The following is a 17,409-nucleotide window of genomic DNA, read 5'->3' on the forward strand; positions in this document are numbered from 1 at the left end:
GCAAAACAAATGTGGCTTCTTAAACCTTGTACATGTACATGAAACACAAAACGCGGCCATTTCAGCCCATAGAAAACTATGGCATTATCGGCAACTTGCGAACGGTTGCCCTTGTTTCACTTCACGGTTCGATCGATTTTATGTGCCTGCCCCGGTTTGACTCGGCTACGGTTTTTGCCGGTATGCTCGACGGCGAAACGGGTGGCTATTTTTCCATAGAACCTGACCTGGCCGATTACACATGCAAACAGCTGTACCAGCCTGCCACAGCAGTATTGCTTACCCGGTTCTTTGCGGAGGAAGGCATTGCCGAACTGACCGACTACATGCCCATTGAAAACGGCCACGGACGCAGGCCAACAGCCATTGTACGAAAAATACATACCATACGCGGTGCAATTACCTTTCGCATGCGCTGTGTACCCCGTTTTGCTTATGCGTCGGAACCGCATACCTGCACATCAGCCGATGGGGAATTACGGTTCAGCACCGAGGGGGAAAAGCTGGAGCTCCGCCTGATGGCCGATTTCGACATGGTGCAGCGCAATGGTAATGGTTATGCCACATTTGTCCTGGCCGAAGGCGAGACAGCCTACGTCGTGCTCGAGCTGCCCGAACAGGATGAACTGCAATGCGACTTTGAAACATATAAAGGCGCCGCCTACCGGGAAACGGTCGATTACTGGCGAAACTGGATCAGCAAAAGCACCTATCATGGCAGGTACAGCGAACTCATCCAGCGGTCGGTTATCACCCTGAAACTGCTTACCTCGGCCGAATTTGGTTCTGTAGTGGCCGCGCCCACCTTTGGACTGCCAGAAATTCTGGGTGGCTCACGCAACTGGGACTACCGGTATACCTGGATCAGGGATGCAGCTTTTACTATGTATGCCTTTCTGCGCCTGGGATTTAACGATGAGGCGACCGCCTTCATTGACTGGATCTTTAGCCTCTGTAAAAACACTGACCTGCAGCTCGTCTATACCATTGACGGCAAACCCGGACCGAAAGAAAAGACCCTGAAACAATTTAGGGGATACCGGGATTCTGCACCGGTACGCATTGGCAATGATGCCGCCAGCCAGCTGCAGATCGATATTTACGGCGAGCTGATCGATACGATCTATATTTACGACAAATCGCACAAACCCATTACCTTCGAGTTCTGGCAGCTGATCGAAAAGCAGGTGCAATGCGTTATCAAAAACTGGAAAAAACCCGATCACGGCATTTGGGAGATCAGGAGTACCAAAAAGGAATTTCTGCATACCAGGCTCATGTGCTGGGTAGCCATGGACAGGGCCATTAAGATTGCCGAGCACCGCTCCTTTCCTTATCCTGAAAATGAGTGGCACCAGGTACGAAGCGAGCTGTATGAAGACATATATACCAATTTCTGGAACGAAAAGGCCCAGGCCTGGGTTCAATACAAAGGTGCTGAGCACGTTGATGCCAGTGTTTTGCTGATGCCGCTTACCCACTTCATTTCACCGCTCGAACCAAGATGGGTCAAGACCCTCGAAGCCATAGACAGGGATTTAATGCAGGATGTGCTTGTCTACAGGTACCGCAACGACATTAAACAGGTAGACGGCCTGGACGGTAAAGAAGGTACCTTTAACATGTGTTCTTTTTGGTTTATCGAGGCGCTGGCTAAAGGCGGGCAGGTAGAACGTGCAGTAGAAAACTTTGAAAAGATGATTGGTTATGCCAACCACCTCGGGCTGTTCGGTGAAGAACTTGGGCATCGCGGGGAACACCTGGGCAATTTTCCGCAGGCCTTTACACATCTCGCACTGATCAGTGCGGCCTTCGAGCTGAATAAACAGCTGTCACGGAACAAAAACTAAGGGCTACCCCGGTATTGCAAAACCTATAACAGGCAAGTACATTTGCATACGCAGCAGTATGTACAGGCGGTACGGCTGGCTGGACTTTGTCGCAACGAAAAGCTACGCTACTTTTTGCACACTGCCTGGCAGGCCGCATTGTACAGTGCGCCGTTTATACAGGAACAACTTATTGTTTATCAGCTTACAAGACCTTTAACATAAAGAAAAATTTCGGCAACCTATGGCGACATCTGCCCACCAGTTTACGCATGCCAGGAGCAAACGGCTCTTGTTCGGTTCGCTGACTCCGGCAGATATTGACCGTCTGGCAGCCGGTTTTTGTACGGATAGCAGTCTTTTCCCTGCAGGTGTGCCGGGCGCTGTTGAAAAAGGCGATAAGGCCTGCATGGAGCAGATTAAGCAGGAAACGGCGTCTGGCCTGTCGCTGTGGCTAACCATCAGACAAAAAGAAAATGAAAAGTTTGCAGGCACCGCTGCGCTGCGCCACCTAGGCACGCCGGGTCTCGAACTCCGTCTATGGCTGGCCCCCGAAGCGCGGGGCCTTGGCTTTGGCACCGAATGCGTCCGTTTCCTGGTATCTCTCGCCAAAAAACAGTTCCAGTTCCGGTACCTTTATTTCCTGGTAGAACAAGGCAATAAAAGTGGAATTACCATTGGCCATAAACTGGGATTCGAGCCTGCGGCCGGCTACGACATCAGGCGGGCTGACGGCACGCTTTTACGAATGGTTGAGTTTCGGAAATCCTCCGACAATTGTTGATGAATATTTTGCGCAAGCGCGTACGACTTTCAAAGAAAAGTACCGGCACAACGACCGGTACTTAATATTCCTGGAAAGTCAGTCGCAACTAGCTCTGCTCCTCTTGCTGCTGCGACGGCTCGTCGGCATGCGCTTCATGAAGAATCTCTTTGATGTCAGACTTTGGTTTTTTCTGAACCTGTTTCTTGAAGTGCGGCACTTCATGTTCGGTTGCCGCATCTGCGGCTTCTTCAGATGCACCATTTATTTTTGCCCGCAGGGAGCCATATATATCTTTAATTCCTGAGGCCAGTCCGCCACCCTGTTCCCCGATCCTGCGCCGCACATTTCGACCGCTGTCTGGAGCGAATAAAACCGCCAATACGGCACCAACTGCAAGTCCCGCCACCAGTGCTGTGGCTACCGCAGCATCGTTGCCTGAATTTCTCATGAACGCTTTCGCGAATAACTTTCTGTATTTCATAGCTGTAGTATTTAAAATGCTAACAACGCTGGGCTGCCATTGTTTCATAAAGTGCAGATCTGGACAATTGAAAGCTGCGGGTCGCCCGAAAGGGTCCTGCCCGAACAATTTAGCCGCCGCCCGCGTTTATTCGTAAAAAAAGATATGCAACAATTCAGAGTAGAAGTGGCCGATGGCGGTGAAGGCAAAGTGTTCACGATCGAAAATCTTGGCGAAGGCCGGTACCAGATCAGCTTGCAGGACGAAGTACTTGGAAACATCAGACTTGACGGCAATGCCCATGATCATTGCGAGCAGGAAGGTTGCGAGATTGATTTACCTCTCCTTAATTCCATTCGCGAGGCCATTGAATCGCATGAAGCAAATACGCAGTCTTAAAGCAAAGCGCGCAGCAGCGGGTCTGCCGGTTTACACCAGGTCGAATGCACGTGCAAACTGGAACAACACCGGCAGCGAGGGTGAGTCGAGTTTGGCCCGGATGTTTTTGCGGTGGGTTTTTACCGTTTGTTCAGAGATGAACAAGGCATCTGCGCTTTCCTGCGCCGTCTTGCCAGATGCCTGGTGTTGCAGAATTTCCCGCTCCCGGCTGGTTAACGTGTCAAAACGGTCGGCATGACGCAGCATAAAAAGCTGGTCGGCCTGCAAACGCTCCAGCTTGCGTTTTACGTTTGCGTCAAGCTGCATAGGGAAGCTGTAGATCAGCACATGGCTTACATTGTTTTGCGCATCGCGGGCCAGTATTTTTAGTGAACTGGAATACCAGCGCCATTCTTCACTTGCAGATAACTTTAATCGGGTAAAATACGAAAGCTGGAAACCGGGCTCGTTCATGGCAACAAGTTCGCCGGCCTTTTCCCGAAGCAACAGGATCTCATCGGGGTGCAGGATCAGGTTACTTGGCCTGAACTCGTCCTGTGGGGCTTTGCGTTCAGGAGAGCTGAGCCGTCCTGAATGTTCCCAGCTAACGGCATGGCTGACCACATCGTAAATCAGGAGTAGCGCCGACGGGTCCAGAAATTCCCCCTTTACGCTCCGCGACAAGCCATAGGTTACGGTTAGAAAGCTCAAATTCGATGATTTTGGCTGCAATATAATGAAATCGGTAAATCAGTAAACATCATAGGTGTAAGTTATCCGTTATTTTTTCCGCAGAAAGCGGTAAAACCGAGCAAGCAGAGTATCCAGGAGTTAATGCGGCAGAAGCGGCCTACCCATAGGCACGGTAAATGCGGCCGCTTTCCGACCCTTCCACGCTAGCCACATAGGCAGCGACCAACTCTTCCATAGAAACCGCTTTCAGCCCGGGAAACAGGTGTCCAAATGCTTCGGCAGCGTCTGCTGCCATGCCGGGACTCACGCAATTAACCCTGATCTTGTTTTTCAATTCGCAGGCTGCAGCACGCGTGAAGCTGTGCAGGGCGCCGCTGGTCACTGCTCCGCCCGTGACCCCCGGATAAGGCTGGTCGGCAAATATACCTGATGTTAAGGTAAACGATCCGCCGGTATTCAACCAATTCTGGCCCAGCAAAACGAGGTTGATCTGGCCAAAGAGTTTTCCTTTCATATCCTTTAGCAATTGTTCTTCGGTTAGGGTGCTAAAATTGTCGAGTGGTCCGGAAGCGGCCACGCAGATGCAGGCATCCACGTTGCTAACCTGGTTGTACAATGCTTTGACAGATGCTTCGTCTGAAACATCTACTCGGTAGTCGCCGCTGTTTCTTCCGGCAGAGAGTACTTCATGCCTGCCGGCCAAAGCTGGGGTCAATCTTTTTCCAATGGTACCGTGCGCACCGATGATGAGGATTCTCATTGTATTTAAGTTTAGGTTCGGGATCAGACACACAATGATAAATATTTGCCGATTTGCTTAACGTGTTTGGAATGTCTTTGTCTTGTCAATTCAGGTCGCTGGCCCTGTAATGAGCTGCTTCACTACCCGCATGCCAAGCGGCAAGAAAAAATAAATTATTGTTTTGCAGCGGCTTAATCATGCGTTGTGGCGTGCAGGGACAAAAATATTTGCGCCGAATGTAAAAAATCGTATTTTTGCGTCTCTTAAAACACGGTGGTTTTAGCTCAGTCGGTTAGAGCGCCTGATTGTGGTTCAGGAGGTCGTGGGTTCGAGCCCCATATTCCACCCCAGCATTAAAAAAAAGCAGTTCTGTTCAGAACTGCTTTTTTTCTAGTCAGTTTTTTAGTCGTTAGTTAATTCTGCCAGCGAAAGCTATCACTGACATCTTTAAATCTGTTGTGATTGCTACATTTATCCATCTTTAGAGTTTTTAGCATGAAATGGATTACCCGGGAACGCCCCAAGATTGACCGCATTGCCAGCCCCTGGCTGATTAAACGTTTCGTCGATCCCGATGCTGAAATCATTTATACGCCATATGCCGAAGTACTGACCACAGCGGAAAAATTCGGCGCTATACCATTTGACTTGCCAGATGTTGAATACAGCCACTATAATGATCAATGCACATTTGACTACATCATCAAAAAGCACCAGCTAAAAGATCCGGCACTGCGGCGCATGGCCGACATCGTGCGGGGCGCTGATACAGACCGGCATGATTTTGCCAGGCAGGCTGCCGGGTTAGAAGCCATTTTCTCGGGTTTGGCGTACAACATTGAAGACGATCAGGAACTGTTGAAGGTCGGCATGACCATTTATGATGGGCTTTACAGTTGGGCAACACACTTATTCAAAAAAAAACATGTACAGGACGGACCGGTAGAGCAGGTTTTGCTCCAGGTCTATAACCAATTTCTGAAGCGGGAAAAAGGCAAAAAGCGCCCAGAATGGGCCGAAACGCTCAAAGAAATGATTCAGGATCAATTAGATACCACGATGACCTTGAGCCTGCAACAAGCCTCGCAGGAACTCCAGATCAACCCGGCCTACCTTTCGCGCGAGTTTTCCAAATACTTTGACAGCCTGAGTTTTGGCGATTACATGCGCAAGCTGCGCATCGAAAAGGCCCGGGAGCTGATCGCTGCATCCAACAACAGTTTAACCGAAATCGCCTATCTGACAGGTTTTTCAGATCAAAGCCATTTCAACCGGATCTTCAAAAAGTTCACAGGTGAGAGTCCATCAGCTTACCGAAAGTCCTTCAAAAAGTAAAAATCAGACCATTCGTTAAATTCGTACAATTTCGTTTTTCAAATCATTGATAACCTTGCAGCATATGCAAGGCTATTTATGAAAAATAAAATTTTTCTTCCTCTGTTGCTGGTCACGACCGGTGGCAGTTATGCCCAACAAGCCCCGGTGCAGGCTTACCCCAGAATCGCCGTCTATGCGGGCATCCTCCATCCTGTTGTGACTTTCAGCAAAACCGGGACCGATGCGAACTTTGGTGATCACTACGTTGTCGGCATGCCGGTTGGCATCAACATCTGGAAAAACAAGACGATAGGTTTCTCTGCCGAATTCGTTCCCACTGTGCGTGCCGAAAATCGCACCAGTAAGATGGCGAATTTCACCTTCCACCCCGGCCTGCTGGTTGCGCTTGGCAAAGGTTTTACTTTTGCCGGCCGGGCCGCTTTTGAAACTTCGGGGCGTTATGGCCTCACGCCGGTACTTAACAAGACAATTATAAAAGGAAAAACCAGCAGCATGTTCGCTGCTGTTCCGCTGCCGGTGCGCTTTGGGAACGACAAACCCACCTCGCTTACCCTTGGTTTTCAGTTCGGTATCGCATTCTAACGGGACATGAAATACACCTTAAAAGACATCACCCTATATTTCCTAAAATTGGGTACCTGGGGTTTCGGCGGGCCGGTGGCATTGGTTGGCTATATGCACCGTGACCTGGTCGAACGGGAACAGTGGCTTACGGAAGAGGAGTACAGAGAAGGGCTAGCATTGGCGCAACTGGCGCCTGGACCTTTGGCTGCGCAATTGGGGATTTACATTGGATTTGTTCATTACGGTTTGCGCGGCGCCACGCTAACAGGATTGGCCTTTGTATTACCATCTTTCATAATGGTCCTTTTGTTAGGAATGGCTTATCAACTTTATAGCGGAATGAGCTGGATGCAGGATGTGTTTTATGGCGTGGGTGCAGCCGTAATCGGGATCATTGGGATCAGTGCCTGCAGACTCACCCTGAAATCTGTCGGCAAAATGAACTTTTCCTCAGTAAAGAGCAATTGGTTATTGTGGCTGTTTTATCTTCTTGCGATCATGATGACGGTTCTGACTCAAGAAGAACAGATCATACTGTTAGTGAGTTGTGGTCTGATCTACATGTTTGTTAAAGCACCCCCCCGGTGGGCCAGAAAGCCGGAAGGCTTACCGATAATCATATTTGCCGGCACCGGCCTGGGAAGTTACCCGAAAGAGACGCTTGTAACTCTTGGTCTTTTCTTTCTGAAAGCCGGAACATTTGTATTTGGAAGCGGATTGGCTATCGTGCCGTTTCTCTATGCCGGGGTTGTAAGCAACCACCACTGGTTAACCGAAAACGAATTTGTCGATGCGGTTGCGGTAGCAATGATCACGCCCGGGCCGGTGGTGATTACCGTTGGCTTTATTGGCTACCTTGTGAGCGGTTTTCCTGGCGCTTCTGTGGCAGCACTGGCAACCTTTTTGCCATGCTTTCTATTTACGGTTGTACTGGCGCCGTTTTTCAAAAAAGTTGCCAAAAATGCAAGTATCCGGGCCTTTGTAGATGGGATCACGGCTGCCGTCATCGGCGCCCTCGTCGGCTCGGTTATGATCATTGCTATGCGGTCAATTATTGACCTGCCTACCCTGCTTATCGCCTTGAGCAGCGGGCTCGCACTGGTATACAGCAAGCGGATAAAAGAACCACATGTCATCGCCATCGCAGCGGTTCTTGGTATTCTTATCAAGACTGTAGGCTAAACTTTATCACGAAGCGGTAACCACGGCTGACATTGAACACTACCGGGAAAAATTTGTCAAGGCAAGTGTCTGTCCGGTTCATTTTATCACATCGTCTGAGGCGCTATAAACAAATCGCAACAGAAGACCTTCAGCCCACCTTACGCCGCCGCCGGGTACCCGAACTGCCGCGATACGACCATAACATCAGTGGTTCGAACTTGTTCCAGCCAAGATGTTTAAGATGATCGATAAAATCGGGATTTGTTCATTTTCTATTGGGAAGGTCCGAATCGCCCCGGCATATTGCCGCGTTTACCCCTATCCGGTACAATCCAAAATAGCTACATTTGTAACGTTGCTTGCCACGCTCATGCCAGATCTTATCTCTATATTTCCGCTGCAAAACCGGCACCCGGCACAAGCTGCGGGCGACTGGCCTCATTTTCGCGGGCGGAGGTTCAGGAGCAAGCCCCCATCCTTGTAACCGGCATTTACGCCCGCAATTATTTATCAATACCTAAACAAATACAATTAATTATGAAACTCAGATTTTTAGCTATCATCCTGTTGGTTTTCGCTGGTCGCCTTACCGCAGCAGCACAAGTCAGTATAAACGAATTGGTAAAAGAATGGGAACGCTCCAAAACGTACACTCAGGCTTACCTCGACGCCATGCCCGATGGGAAATACGAGTTGAAACCTACGCAGGAGATGCGTTCATTTGCCGCGCAGTTTTTGCACCTTGCCGATGCCAACTACGCACTGTTCGCAGCCGGCGCTGACCTAAAAAGCCCTGTTGCACTTGGATCGCTGGAAAAAAGCACAGACCAGTCTAAAGCAAACGTGACTAAGATCGTGATGGAGAGCTATGATTTTGTGATCAGCAACCTAAGAAAAATGTCCGAACAGCAAATGCGTGAAAACGTGCGCGTGTTTAACAAGTTCGAAATGACCAGGGCAATTGCCATGGTGAAAACCCTTGAGCACCAGGCACACCACCGCGGACAGACCACGGTGTACCTGCGCATGGGTGGCGTTAAACCACCTGAAGAACAGCTGTTTTAGCTGCAGCAAAATCCGCAAAGATGGCGGATTGCCGCGGCTGGTTATCAGTTCGGTTCACCCCTATGAACAAATCACGAAGCCGCGCAGACACGCGGCTTTTTTTAAACCAAGCATGCGGTTTGTGTTTCACTTTGCCTTTGAAAACGCAATCTTAAGCGCCAGCCAGGTCAGCACGCTGGCCATAACCCATTGCTGAACACTGATCCAGGCTGGCTGCCTCGCAAAAAAACGGGCGGCGCGGGCTGCCGACATGATGATCAGAAAATTGATGCTGAAACTGACCGCTATCTGCACAAAGCCAAGCTGCAGGCACTGCGCCGCAACCGAACCATGCTCCGGGTGTATAAACTGCGGAAACAATGACATGTAAAAGACCGCTGTCTTCGGGTTCAGCACGTTCGTGAACAGTCCGATCCTGAACAGCTTGCCTGGCTTGTCTGCAGGCAGATCGCGGGTGGCGGCAAAAACGTTCGTACCATTGGGCCTTACCGCCTGAAAAGCGAGATACAATAAGTATCCAACGCCGCAAACCTTCAGCGCGGTGTACGCAAGAGGAACCGCAAAAAGCAAGGCTGTAAGCCCGTAAGCCACCATCAGGATGTGAAAAAGAAATCCGCAGGCAACGCCAAGCAGGGAGATCAGCCCAGCCTTTTTGCCCTGTGTAATGGAACGGGATATCAGGTAAATCATGTTCGGGCCCGGGCTAATGACCAGGATAAAGGCGGCAAATGCAAATACAAGAATGTCGTGGAAAGGGATCATAAAAAGCTTTTTATAAAGTTAGGATTTGTCCGCGAATTTACCTGAACGCAATACGCAATGTACAGGCCTCGGGTTGGTATGAGGTCTGTCGCTTCAAAGAATCACCGATAGCCGGTCCCGCTTTGCATTCAGGTGCATGCTGAGTCCTGGAGGCTATAGGTTCTGAGGATAAAATCTTCCTGAAAGCCAAGTTTCGTATACAGTTCCCGGCCCATGGCAGAGGCTTGAAGCGTGACCAGTTCGGCCCGGCTTTCAAAAGCGAGATCAAGCAGAAATTCCATGATCTCAGCAGCAAAACCGCGCCTTCTCATGTCAGGCACGATACCCACGCCATGCACGCCAAATATTTTGCCAGTCTGGCAAACCATGGCTGTTCCGACTGGAACCTCCCCGCAGAAGGCCAGATAGAAGCCGATTGTCCTGAAGGCGCCCTCAAGGACCGAATGATTTATCCCGTAGCCAAAGGCCTGCGGATAAATTGCTGTCCAGGCCGTGAATTGCGCAGGCGTTGTTGCCCGCTCAAATCGAAGCTGGGTTTTGCTTTGCGGCCGGTGGTCCGGCTGCATCGACATCCCAATTTGTTCAAACCGTAGTCTGAACCCGGCATCGGCAAACATCTGGGTTGGCGTCGCAGCCGTCTGCCAAACCGGAACGGTCATGTTTGCCGCCAGTGAAAGGCAAACGATCCGGGCGCGCTCCAAGGTACCGGTTTGGATATTTTCACTGAACCAAAGTTTGTTTGGCCAGTCTGATCCGGGTACAAGACAATAGTCGAAATCATTCCCGGGAAAATAGCCCTGCTGTGGTGCGGCGGCCGCTTTCCAGAGGGTGGTGAGGTTCGCGATACTTGCATTGATGAGGTCGTTTCGATCCATTTTATTTTAATTTGATGAGTAAAATTCCCGCTAACATGAACACGATACCCAGGAGGCGTTTCAGCGTCAGGGGTTCGGTCGCAACGTTTAACCAGCCATAGTGCCCGGCCATGATAGCGAACACCAGTTGCCCTGACAGTCCAAGCGAAATCATCGTAGAAAGCCCAAGTCTCGGAATGGCAAAATAATACAGGCTGACGCCCAGCACGCTGAACAAGCCGCCCATAAACCAAAGGTAGGCTGGAACCTGCCTGACGGTCTGGACCGCCGGCAGCTCTTTTGCTGCCAGGGCGACCAGCAGCAGCGAAAAGATCAGTCCGCTGGCTGACTGGGCTACGGTGGCAAGAAGCGGTTTCTTTAGCAAAAGGCCGAGATGGGAATTCAGGGCCGCCTGAACAGCCAGAAAAACACCACCGGCAAACGCCAGACAAATCACAAAAATCTGTTTCATGAAACAAAGGTAATCGGGAGATTTTCCGGAACCCTTTACATATGTTGAAAGTCTATTTTTTTATATTTTTTCTGATGCGGCTGAGTTGCGTCGGCGTAATACCCAGGTGCGAGGCGATGTGCTGCAGGGCGATGCGCCGGTCTGCATCAGGGTGCTGCTGCAGAAAACGAAGGTAACGCAATGTTGCATTTTCCTGGACAATCGAAACCTCGCGCTGTTCTTTTTCAATGACCCAGTTGCGTTCCAGGTAAGCAATATAAAAGTCTTTCAGGTCGCCGCGGCTAAAGATCAGGTTTCTGTAGCTGCTGTAATCAATACTGATCAAAACGGAGTCTTCCAGGCATTCGAGCGTGAATGTTGACGGGGTCTTCAAAATGGCAGATACGGTAGAGCCGGCAAAGTCATTCTCCAGAAAAAGATTCTTGTTATAGCTGTTGCCCGCAACATCCGTGCAAAAGGCCCGTAAAGCACCTTTGCAGATAAAAAAAAGACGCCTGGAAATCTGCGATGCGCGGAGCAAAACTTCTCCTTTTTTTACAAGCTGGAACCGTACCGCTTCCTGTATACACGCCCATGATTCAGACGTTATCGGCGAATAACTATCGAATTTCGCCTTTAGAGCGCTGAGGTGAGCTTGTTTTTCCTGTATATCCATAAAGTGAACGGCGTCAAAGTACGGCATTTTTATGCTTGCTAAGGACAGCATGTTCCTAAGCAAAGCAAAATCGCGACCTGTTCTTCATGCACGGCTATAGATGCACAAAGTCTGTCGGGCCAGAAGTATGTTTTGTCTTTTCTGGAAATGAAGGCGCAGTGCCCATGGCAGCCGGTAGCCCTGTGCGCTGCTTTACTCCGCTCCGCTTCGTGCCCGCGCCGCCCAGGTTTAGCAACAACAGACAGTTCGCCTGCGAAGCTCGGAACACTGCAGGCTGCAGGTTCCCAGCCTGTTGCACAGAAAATATGTTGTTTCCTGGAGTGTATCCAGGCCAAGCCCAATTAGTACGCCAGCGCAAATATTTGTTTCGTACTCAGGCGTTGAACACCAGGTTTGGCGGTACGTGCTGCATTTGCCATGGCAGCTGCCAATGTTTCTGTAGGCAACGGTTTATGGCTTTGGAGCAGGCCAAGCCTGTTGCAAAACCTGATAACAGCTACGCCAAATTGTTCAGCCGCACGGTCGCTGTTGTCACGCAGCAGCGGACCAGGCTGGAACAGCACCGTTTTATCAAAGGCAAGCTTTTCAATCTTCTGTTCCAACTGGCCTTTCATTTTGCTGTAAAAGATGAACGATGCCGGGTTCGCACCCGCAGCCGAAACCAGAATGTAATTCGGTACACCGTTGGTGCGGGCGGCGCTGGCAAAACTGTACTGGTAATCATGATCTATTTTCCATTGTGCCTCTTTACTGCCCGCCGCTCTGAGGGTTGTGCCGAGGCAGGAAAAAGCGACATCGCCGGTTACCAGGTGCTTCCAGGTATCCGACCGGTCAAAATCGACCACATGAACCGTGAGTTTATTGTGCTGCAGGCCCGCAGGCCGGCGTACAAAAATATGCACCTCGCTGAACGCATTGTCTGCCAGCAGCTTCTTTACGAGGTCTTTTCCAGTAGCGCCAGTAGCGCCAGTTACCAGTGCTTTCATATTTTAAGCCTGCCCGGCCAGCTGTTTATCGCCAAACGCCAGGGTCTCATATCGCCTAATATCCGTGCCAACATATTACACACACACCTTCCAGTTTCTTACACCTTCTAGGTTTTAGAAACCTAAAAGGTGTAAGAAAAAAACTGAAAGTTTTTTTAAGTTTGACCAGACACACAGAAATGACCGCAAACACATCTCCGACCGGCTTGCTGCAAAGCAAGCAGCATTTTGCCATTCTCGACGGCTTGCGCGGCGTAGCCGCACTGGCCGTTGTCATCTTCCATTTCATGGAGATCGTTAAGCCAAACCCGGCCGACAACTTTATCGCCCACGCCTATCTCGCAGTTGACTTTTTCTTCTGCCTTTCAGGTTTCGTCATGGCTTATGCGTACGATGACAAATTACCTTCGCTGGGCACATGGAACTTTTTTAAACTTCGACTGATTCGCCTGCACCCATTGGTGATCATCGGTTCTGTTATCGGCCTCGTTCTTTTTGTAACTGATCCTTTCAGTAACCTGGCCGAAAAGTATTCATCGCAGATCCTGGCGCTGTTCCTGACCTCCTGCTTCATGATACCCTATCCCATAGTACCCGAGCGTTACCTGAATTTATTCCACCTCAACGCGCCGACATGGTCATTGTTCTGGGAATACATTGCGAACATAGTCTACGCGTTTGTGCTGATACGCCTGGGCAAAAAAATGCTGTGGGTATTGCTGGTACTGGCCGCACTGGCTGTTTGTTATGAGGCCTGGAAAACGGGATTTTTAAGCGTGGGCTGGGGCGGCGACAACGTCAGCGGTGGTGCCATCCGGGTCTCTTACTCCTTCCTTGCCGGTATCCTGATCTACCGATCAAACTGGATCATCAAAACGCGTCTTGGTTTTTTGCCGCTGGCCATTGTGGCCATGCTCATTTTTATGGTGCCGTTTGACACAAAAACCAGTCCTTTTGTTGATCCGCTGCTCATCATGTTCTGCAGCCCATTGCTGGTTGCACTCGGCGCAGGCGCCGTACTCAGGCCCGCTTTCGACAAACTTTGCCGCTTGTCGGGCGAGTTATCTTATCCCTTGTACATGGTCCACTACCCATTTATCTGGATATTTTACAGTTACCTCGAGAAGTTCAGGCCCGGCATGACTGAAATGGGCTGGATTACAGCCATTGGCACAATTTTACTGGTGCTTTTTGCTTACGTAGTCATGCGGTGGGTGGACATTCCGCTGAGAAATTTTTTGCGCAGGCGGTTTATCAAAAAGGCTGCTTAATACACACCACATGGGATGGTAGTACCAGTCGCCGTCTTGCCGTGTTTTGATTTCCTAACATGCCGCTCGCCGGTTATCCGCTTTTTTGAACAAATAATTTAGCTTTGCGCTTCAATGATCGAAATTTATACAGACGGCGCTGCAAGCGGTAACCCGGGGCCCGGCGGCTGGGGTACCATTCTCCGTTCGGGACAGCATTATAAAGAATTGAGTGGCGGGTTCCGGTTAACCACCAACAACCGCATGGAACTTTTTGCGGTTATTGAAGGGCTGCGTGCACTCAAAAATCCGGGGCAGCAGGTCATGGTGTTTTCAGACTCTAAATATGTTGTCGACGCGGTCGAGAAAAAGTGGCTTTTCGGATGGGTAACAAAAGGCTTTGCCGGCAAAAAAAACAAGGATCTCTGGCTGCGCTTCCTGGCCCTGTACAAACAGCATCAGGTTCGGTTTACATGGATCAAGGGTCACAATGCCCACCCGGAAAATGAACGCTGCGACCGCCTGGCCGTTGCGGCCTATCAGAACCCCGCCAGCCTGGCCATAGACACCGTGTTTGAAGCCGAACAACAAAACAAACTTTATTAAACACAGGTGTAAACCATGCGGCCGCAAACTGGCTGACCTCAGTCTGCCGCCTGTTAGTCGATACCACCTATAATGCCCAGCTCTTCAAGCCTGGCTTCAGCCTGCGTGTCCTGCCCGGCTGCAGCATTGCCCTGCATGAATGCTTCGGCCTGGCGCACCATCCGCGCCGAACCGATAAAGATCGGGCAACGCTGATGCAGGGTTACAGGATCGATGTCAAGAATGCGGCTGCTGCCGTCTGACGCCTTGCCCCCTGCCTGCTCCACAATGAACGCCATCGGGTTGCATTCATAAAGTAACCGGAGCTTGCCCCCCGGCGAGGCTGCCGTTGTGGGGTAAATATAAATGCCGCCTTTTATGAGGTTGCGGTGTATATCTGCCACCATCGACCCAATGTAACGGGATGTGTAAGGACGACGGGTACCGGCGTCTTCCACCTGGCAGTGTTTGATATATTTTTTCACACCTTCCGGGAAATGCACATAATTCCCCTCGTTAATTGAATAAATCGTGCCGTCTTCAGGGATCTTTAATTCGGGATGCGACAAACAGAATTCACCGATCGAGGGGTCAAGTGTAAACCCATTTACTCCTTTACCTGTGGTATAGACCAGCATGGTGCTCGATCCGTAGATCACATAACCGGCGGCTACCTGCTCAGTTCCTTTTTGCAGCACATCTTCCAGCGCCGCCCGTCCGTTTGTGCTCTTGCGCCTGTAAATGGAAAAGATCGTACCAACGGCTACATTACAATCGATGTTCGAAGAGCCGTCGAGCGGGTCGATGCAAACGATATACTTTGCATTGTGCGACACCGCCGAATCAATATAAATGATGTCATCGTTCTCTTCTGATGCCACGATGCAGCATTCACCTCCGCTGCTCAAAGCAGATATGAACTGCTCATTGGCGTACACGTCCAGTTTTTTCTGCCCTTCACCCTGGATATTCGTTGTGCCCAGATCGCCCAGAATATCGACCAGGCCGGCTTTGTTTACTTCCCTGTTCACGATCTTCGCAGCGATGGCAATATCGCGCAGCAGCCTCGACAGTTCGCCCTTTGCATAGGGAAAGTCTGCCTGCTTTTCAATGATAAACTGGCCAAGGGTTTTTACTCCTGAATTCATACTTAGTGTACTTTATACGTTATCTATTCGCTAATTCTATGACGGCTAAGTTATGGATATTTTCTTCAGAAATGCAAAAACGAATCAAGGTTTGAACTTTATGCCAGCCCGATTTTCCGGCCGCACCGGGGTTTATATGCAGGCATTTGATTTTTTCATCAAACATCACTTTTAAAATATGCGAATGCCCGCTAATGAACAATTTCGGTGGCTTAGTGTAAATTTCCGGCTTAACCTGCGGAGCGTACCGGCCAGGATAACCGCCAATATGGGTCATCCACACATCTACCTGTTCACAGCTAAATCGATTATGTTCGGGAAATGCCGAACGGACCTCTTTTCCGTCAATATTACCCCAGACGCCCCGCAGCGGCTTGAAATCGGCCAGGGCTTCGGCAACGCCTGCACCGAAGTCGCCTCCATGCCAGATCTCATCGCAGTCGGCAAAATGTTTGAAAACGGCCGGGTCCAGGTAGCCGTGCGTGTCTGATATCAGTCCGATGGTTTTCATGTTGCAAATATACTCGTGCTGCCCCCGATCCGGCATAGCCGGATCATATTATAAGGCCAGCAGAAAATTGCCCAGAAGGGCGCGGTATGCGGCACTGTAAACCTGGTGCGCCGCATAGATCGACAGGTCCCCTGTACTGACCGGCGTCGCGCTGTAGCCAAAAACCAGGATCTCGCGAATAACAGGCTTCGAATCGTCTGAACGCACCCGTACACGCCGGCAGCAAAAAAGGCCGGCCTCCGCGGCGATTTCAATCAGCACTGCTGCCTGTCTGGCAGGAATAATGATCCAAAATACGCCATCAGGTGTAAGCAGTCCCGAGATTGCTGCAAAAAGAGACTCGAAAAACCCGGCTTCAGCATGGCGGGCCAGCTGTTTTCTAAGGTCGGGATTCTTCAGGTCGCCGCTAAAAAAAGGCGGATTGGAAACAACCATGTCATACGGTTCTGCAGCCCGGAACGTTCTGATATCAGCCCCGGTCAGGGCCATACGTGCAGCAAACGGTGATGCAGAAAAATTATGTCCCGCCCGGTGTGCTGCGGCCGGATCGATCTCTACCGCCTCGACGCGTGCCTGCGGAAAACGCTGGGCAAGCATCAGCGCGATCACACCGGTTCCTGTGCCAACATCAAGAATGCGCAAAGGCCGTATGGCAGATGCCATTGCGCCGAGCAGTACACCATCGGTATTGATCTTCATGGCACAGCCTTCCTGCTCAACCGAAAATCTTTTGAACCGGAAAGGCTGATCTTTATTTCTCATACAGCTCAATGGGGAGCTCGTCGGGGTCAGCGAAAAAAGTAAAGGCCCTGCCCGTAAATTCATCGATGCGTACCGGCTCGGTTGCAATACCTTTTTCATTGAGCTGGGCGATCACCGCTGCCAGGTCACCGACCTCGAACGCGAGGTGCCGGAGCCCGCGGGCCTCGGGGCGCGAAGGCCGTGCGGGCGGAGATGGAAAGGAAAACAATTCGATCTGGTATTCGCCCTTCAGCGCCAGGTCCAGCTTGTACGACTGCCGGTCTTCCCGGTAATATTCTCCGCGTATTTCGAAGCCAAGTTTATTGACATAAAAATCTTTTGAACGTTCATAATCGGAGCAGATGACTGCGACATGGTGAATGCGGTTAAACATGCTTTTTTGCTGGTGAAAAAGCCGCAGAAGGGCTAAATTAATTGCCCGTAAA

Annotated in this window: 21 protein-coding genes and 1 tRNA gene; 10 read left to right on the forward strand and 12 right to left on the reverse strand. The window is 50.4% G+C overall.

Going from position 1 to position 17,409, the window contains the following annotated elements:
- The first annotated feature begins 38 nt into the window (after positions 1–38).
- Both C7T94_RS12625 and C7T94_RS12630 read left to right on the forward strand, forming a co-directional pair.
- A complete protein-coding gene (locus C7T94_RS12625) occupies positions 39–1,850 on the forward strand; it encodes a glycoside hydrolase family 15 protein (RefSeq protein ID WP_107216106.1) in 1,812 nt (603 codons plus the stop codon).
- Positions 1,851–2,073: 223 nt separating this feature from the next.
- Positions 2,074–2,613, forward strand: coding sequence for a GNAT family N-acetyltransferase (locus tag C7T94_RS12630; protein WP_107215666.1), 540 nt, complete (start codon positions 2,074–2,076; stop codon positions 2,611–2,613).
- Positions 2,614–2,701: 88 nt separating this feature from the next.
- Here the strand turns inward: C7T94_RS12630 and C7T94_RS12635 are convergent, their stop codons facing one another.
- The gene (locus tag C7T94_RS12635) at positions 2,702–3,076 is read right to left on the reverse strand and encodes a YtxH domain-containing protein (protein ID WP_162618672.1); all 375 of its coding nucleotides are present in this window, start codon (positions 3,074–3,076) and stop codon (positions 2,702–2,704) included.
- Positions 3,077–3,220: 144 nt separating this feature from the next.
- Between C7T94_RS12635 and C7T94_RS12640 the strand changes: the two genes are divergently transcribed.
- The gene (locus C7T94_RS12640) at positions 3,221–3,454 is read left to right on the forward strand and encodes a hypothetical protein (RefSeq protein ID WP_107216108.1); all 234 of its coding nucleotides are present in this window, start codon (positions 3,221–3,223) and stop codon (positions 3,452–3,454) included.
- Between the two features lie 30 nt (positions 3,455–3,484).
- Here the strand turns inward: C7T94_RS12640 and C7T94_RS19525 are convergent, their stop codons facing one another.
- Complete coding sequence (locus C7T94_RS19525; protein WP_204353274.1) at positions 3,485–4,144, reverse strand: LuxR family transcriptional regulator; 660 nt, start codon at positions 4,142–4,144, stop codon at positions 3,485–3,487.
- A 139-nt stretch (positions 4,145–4,283) separates the two neighbouring features.
- Positions 4,284–4,886 (reverse strand): short chain dehydrogenase, encoded by a 603-nt coding sequence (locus tag C7T94_RS12650; RefSeq protein ID WP_107215667.1) that lies wholly within the window; start codon positions 4,884–4,886, stop codon positions 4,284–4,286.
- Between the two features lie 255 nt (positions 4,887–5,141).
- On the opposite strand from C7T94_RS12650, the gene C7T94_RS12655 reads away from it, so the two are divergent.
- The 5 genes from C7T94_RS12655 (at position 5,142) to C7T94_RS12675 (ending at position 8,999) form a co-directional block, all read left to right on the forward strand.
- Positions 5,142–5,218: transfer RNA gene (locus C7T94_RS12655), tRNA-His, on the forward strand.
- A 145-nt stretch (positions 5,219–5,363) separates the two neighbouring features.
- A complete protein-coding gene (locus C7T94_RS12660; protein ID WP_107215668.1) occupies positions 5,364–6,203 on the forward strand; it encodes a chromate resistance protein ChrB domain-containing protein in 840 nt (279 codons plus the stop codon).
- Between the two features lie 78 nt (positions 6,204–6,281).
- A complete protein-coding gene (locus tag C7T94_RS12665; RefSeq protein ID WP_107215669.1) occupies positions 6,282–6,788 on the forward strand; it encodes a hypothetical protein in 507 nt (168 codons plus the stop codon).
- Between the two features lie 6 nt (positions 6,789–6,794).
- A complete protein-coding gene (locus C7T94_RS12670) occupies positions 6,795–7,952 on the forward strand; it encodes a chromate transporter (RefSeq protein WP_107215670.1) in 1,158 nt (385 codons plus the stop codon).
- Between the two features lie 519 nt (positions 7,953–8,471).
- Entirely contained in the window at positions 8,472–8,999 is a 528-nt protein-coding gene (locus tag C7T94_RS12675) for a DinB family protein (protein WP_107215671.1), read from the forward strand.
- Positions 9,000–9,125: 126 nt separating this feature from the next.
- On the opposite strand, the gene C7T94_RS12680 is transcribed toward C7T94_RS12675, so the two are convergent.
- The 5 genes from C7T94_RS12680 to C7T94_RS12700 form a co-directional block, all read right to left on the reverse strand.
- A complete protein-coding gene (locus tag C7T94_RS12680) occupies positions 9,126–9,761 on the reverse strand; it encodes a LysE family translocator (protein ID WP_107215672.1) in 636 nt (211 codons plus the stop codon).
- 128 nt (positions 9,762–9,889) lie between these two features.
- Positions 9,890–10,636, reverse strand: a complete 747-nt coding sequence (locus tag C7T94_RS12685; RefSeq protein ID WP_107215673.1) for a GNAT family N-acetyltransferase — start codon at positions 10,634–10,636, stop codon at positions 9,890–9,892.
- Position 10,637: 1 nt separating this feature from the next.
- A complete protein-coding gene (locus C7T94_RS12690) occupies positions 10,638–11,087 on the reverse strand; it encodes a DMT family transporter (RefSeq protein ID WP_107215674.1) in 450 nt (149 codons plus the stop codon).
- 52 nt (positions 11,088–11,139) lie between these two features.
- On the reverse strand, positions 11,140–11,769 hold the full coding sequence (locus tag C7T94_RS12695) for a Crp/Fnr family transcriptional regulator (RefSeq protein ID WP_204353275.1): 630 nt from the start codon (positions 11,767–11,769) through the stop codon (positions 11,140–11,142).
- 314 nt (positions 11,770–12,083) lie between these two features.
- Entirely contained in the window at positions 12,084–12,728 is a 645-nt protein-coding gene (locus tag C7T94_RS12700; RefSeq protein WP_107215675.1) for an NAD(P)H-binding protein, read from the reverse strand.
- 179 nt (positions 12,729–12,907) lie between these two features.
- On the opposite strand from C7T94_RS12700, the gene C7T94_RS12705 reads away from it, so the two are divergent.
- The gene (locus tag C7T94_RS12705) at positions 12,908–13,999 is read left to right on the forward strand and encodes an acyltransferase family protein (protein ID WP_107215676.1); all 1,092 of its coding nucleotides are present in this window, start codon (positions 12,908–12,910) and stop codon (positions 13,997–13,999) included.
- A 114-nt stretch (positions 14,000–14,113) separates the two neighbouring features.
- Positions 14,114–14,584 carry a ribonuclease HI gene (gene rnhA / locus C7T94_RS12710; RefSeq protein WP_107215677.1) on the forward strand — a complete coding sequence of 157 codons (471 nt, stop codon included), beginning with the start codon at positions 14,114–14,116 and terminating at the stop codon, positions 14,582–14,584.
- A gap of 53 nt (positions 14,585–14,637) precedes the next feature.
- On the opposite strand, the gene fbp is transcribed toward rnhA, so the two are convergent.
- From fbp to gloA2, 4 genes are read right to left on the reverse strand one after another with little or no spacing between them, the layout of a single operon-like run.
- Positions 14,638–15,711 carry a class 1 fructose-bisphosphatase gene (gene fbp, locus C7T94_RS12715; protein WP_107215678.1) on the reverse strand — a complete coding sequence of 358 codons (1,074 nt, stop codon included), beginning with the start codon at positions 15,709–15,711 and terminating at the stop codon, positions 14,638–14,640.
- A 19-nt stretch (positions 15,712–15,730) separates the two neighbouring features.
- Positions 15,731–16,222 (reverse strand): metallophosphoesterase family protein, encoded by a 492-nt coding sequence (locus C7T94_RS12720; protein WP_107215679.1) that lies wholly within the window; start codon positions 16,220–16,222, stop codon positions 15,731–15,733.
- Positions 16,223–16,270: 48 nt separating this feature from the next.
- Positions 16,271–16,984: a tRNA1(Val) (adenine(37)-N6)-methyltransferase gene (locus C7T94_RS12725; RefSeq protein ID WP_107215680.1), complete on the reverse strand. Its 714-nt coding sequence runs from the start codon at positions 16,982–16,984 to the stop codon at positions 16,271–16,273.
- Positions 16,974–17,357, reverse strand: coding sequence for an SMU1112c/YaeR family gloxylase I-like metalloprotein (gene gloA2 / locus C7T94_RS12730; protein WP_107215681.1), 384 nt, complete (start codon positions 17,355–17,357; stop codon positions 16,974–16,976). The genes C7T94_RS12725 and gloA2 overlap by 11 nt, the downstream gene beginning before the upstream one ends.
- Between the last annotated feature and the right edge of the window lie 52 nt (positions 17,358–17,409).

Source organism: Pedobacter yulinensis (assembly GCF_003029735.1).
In the GTDB taxonomy this organism is placed as follows: Bacteria; Bacteroidota; Bacteroidia; order Sphingobacteriales; family Sphingobacteriaceae; genus Pedobacter; species Pedobacter yulinensis.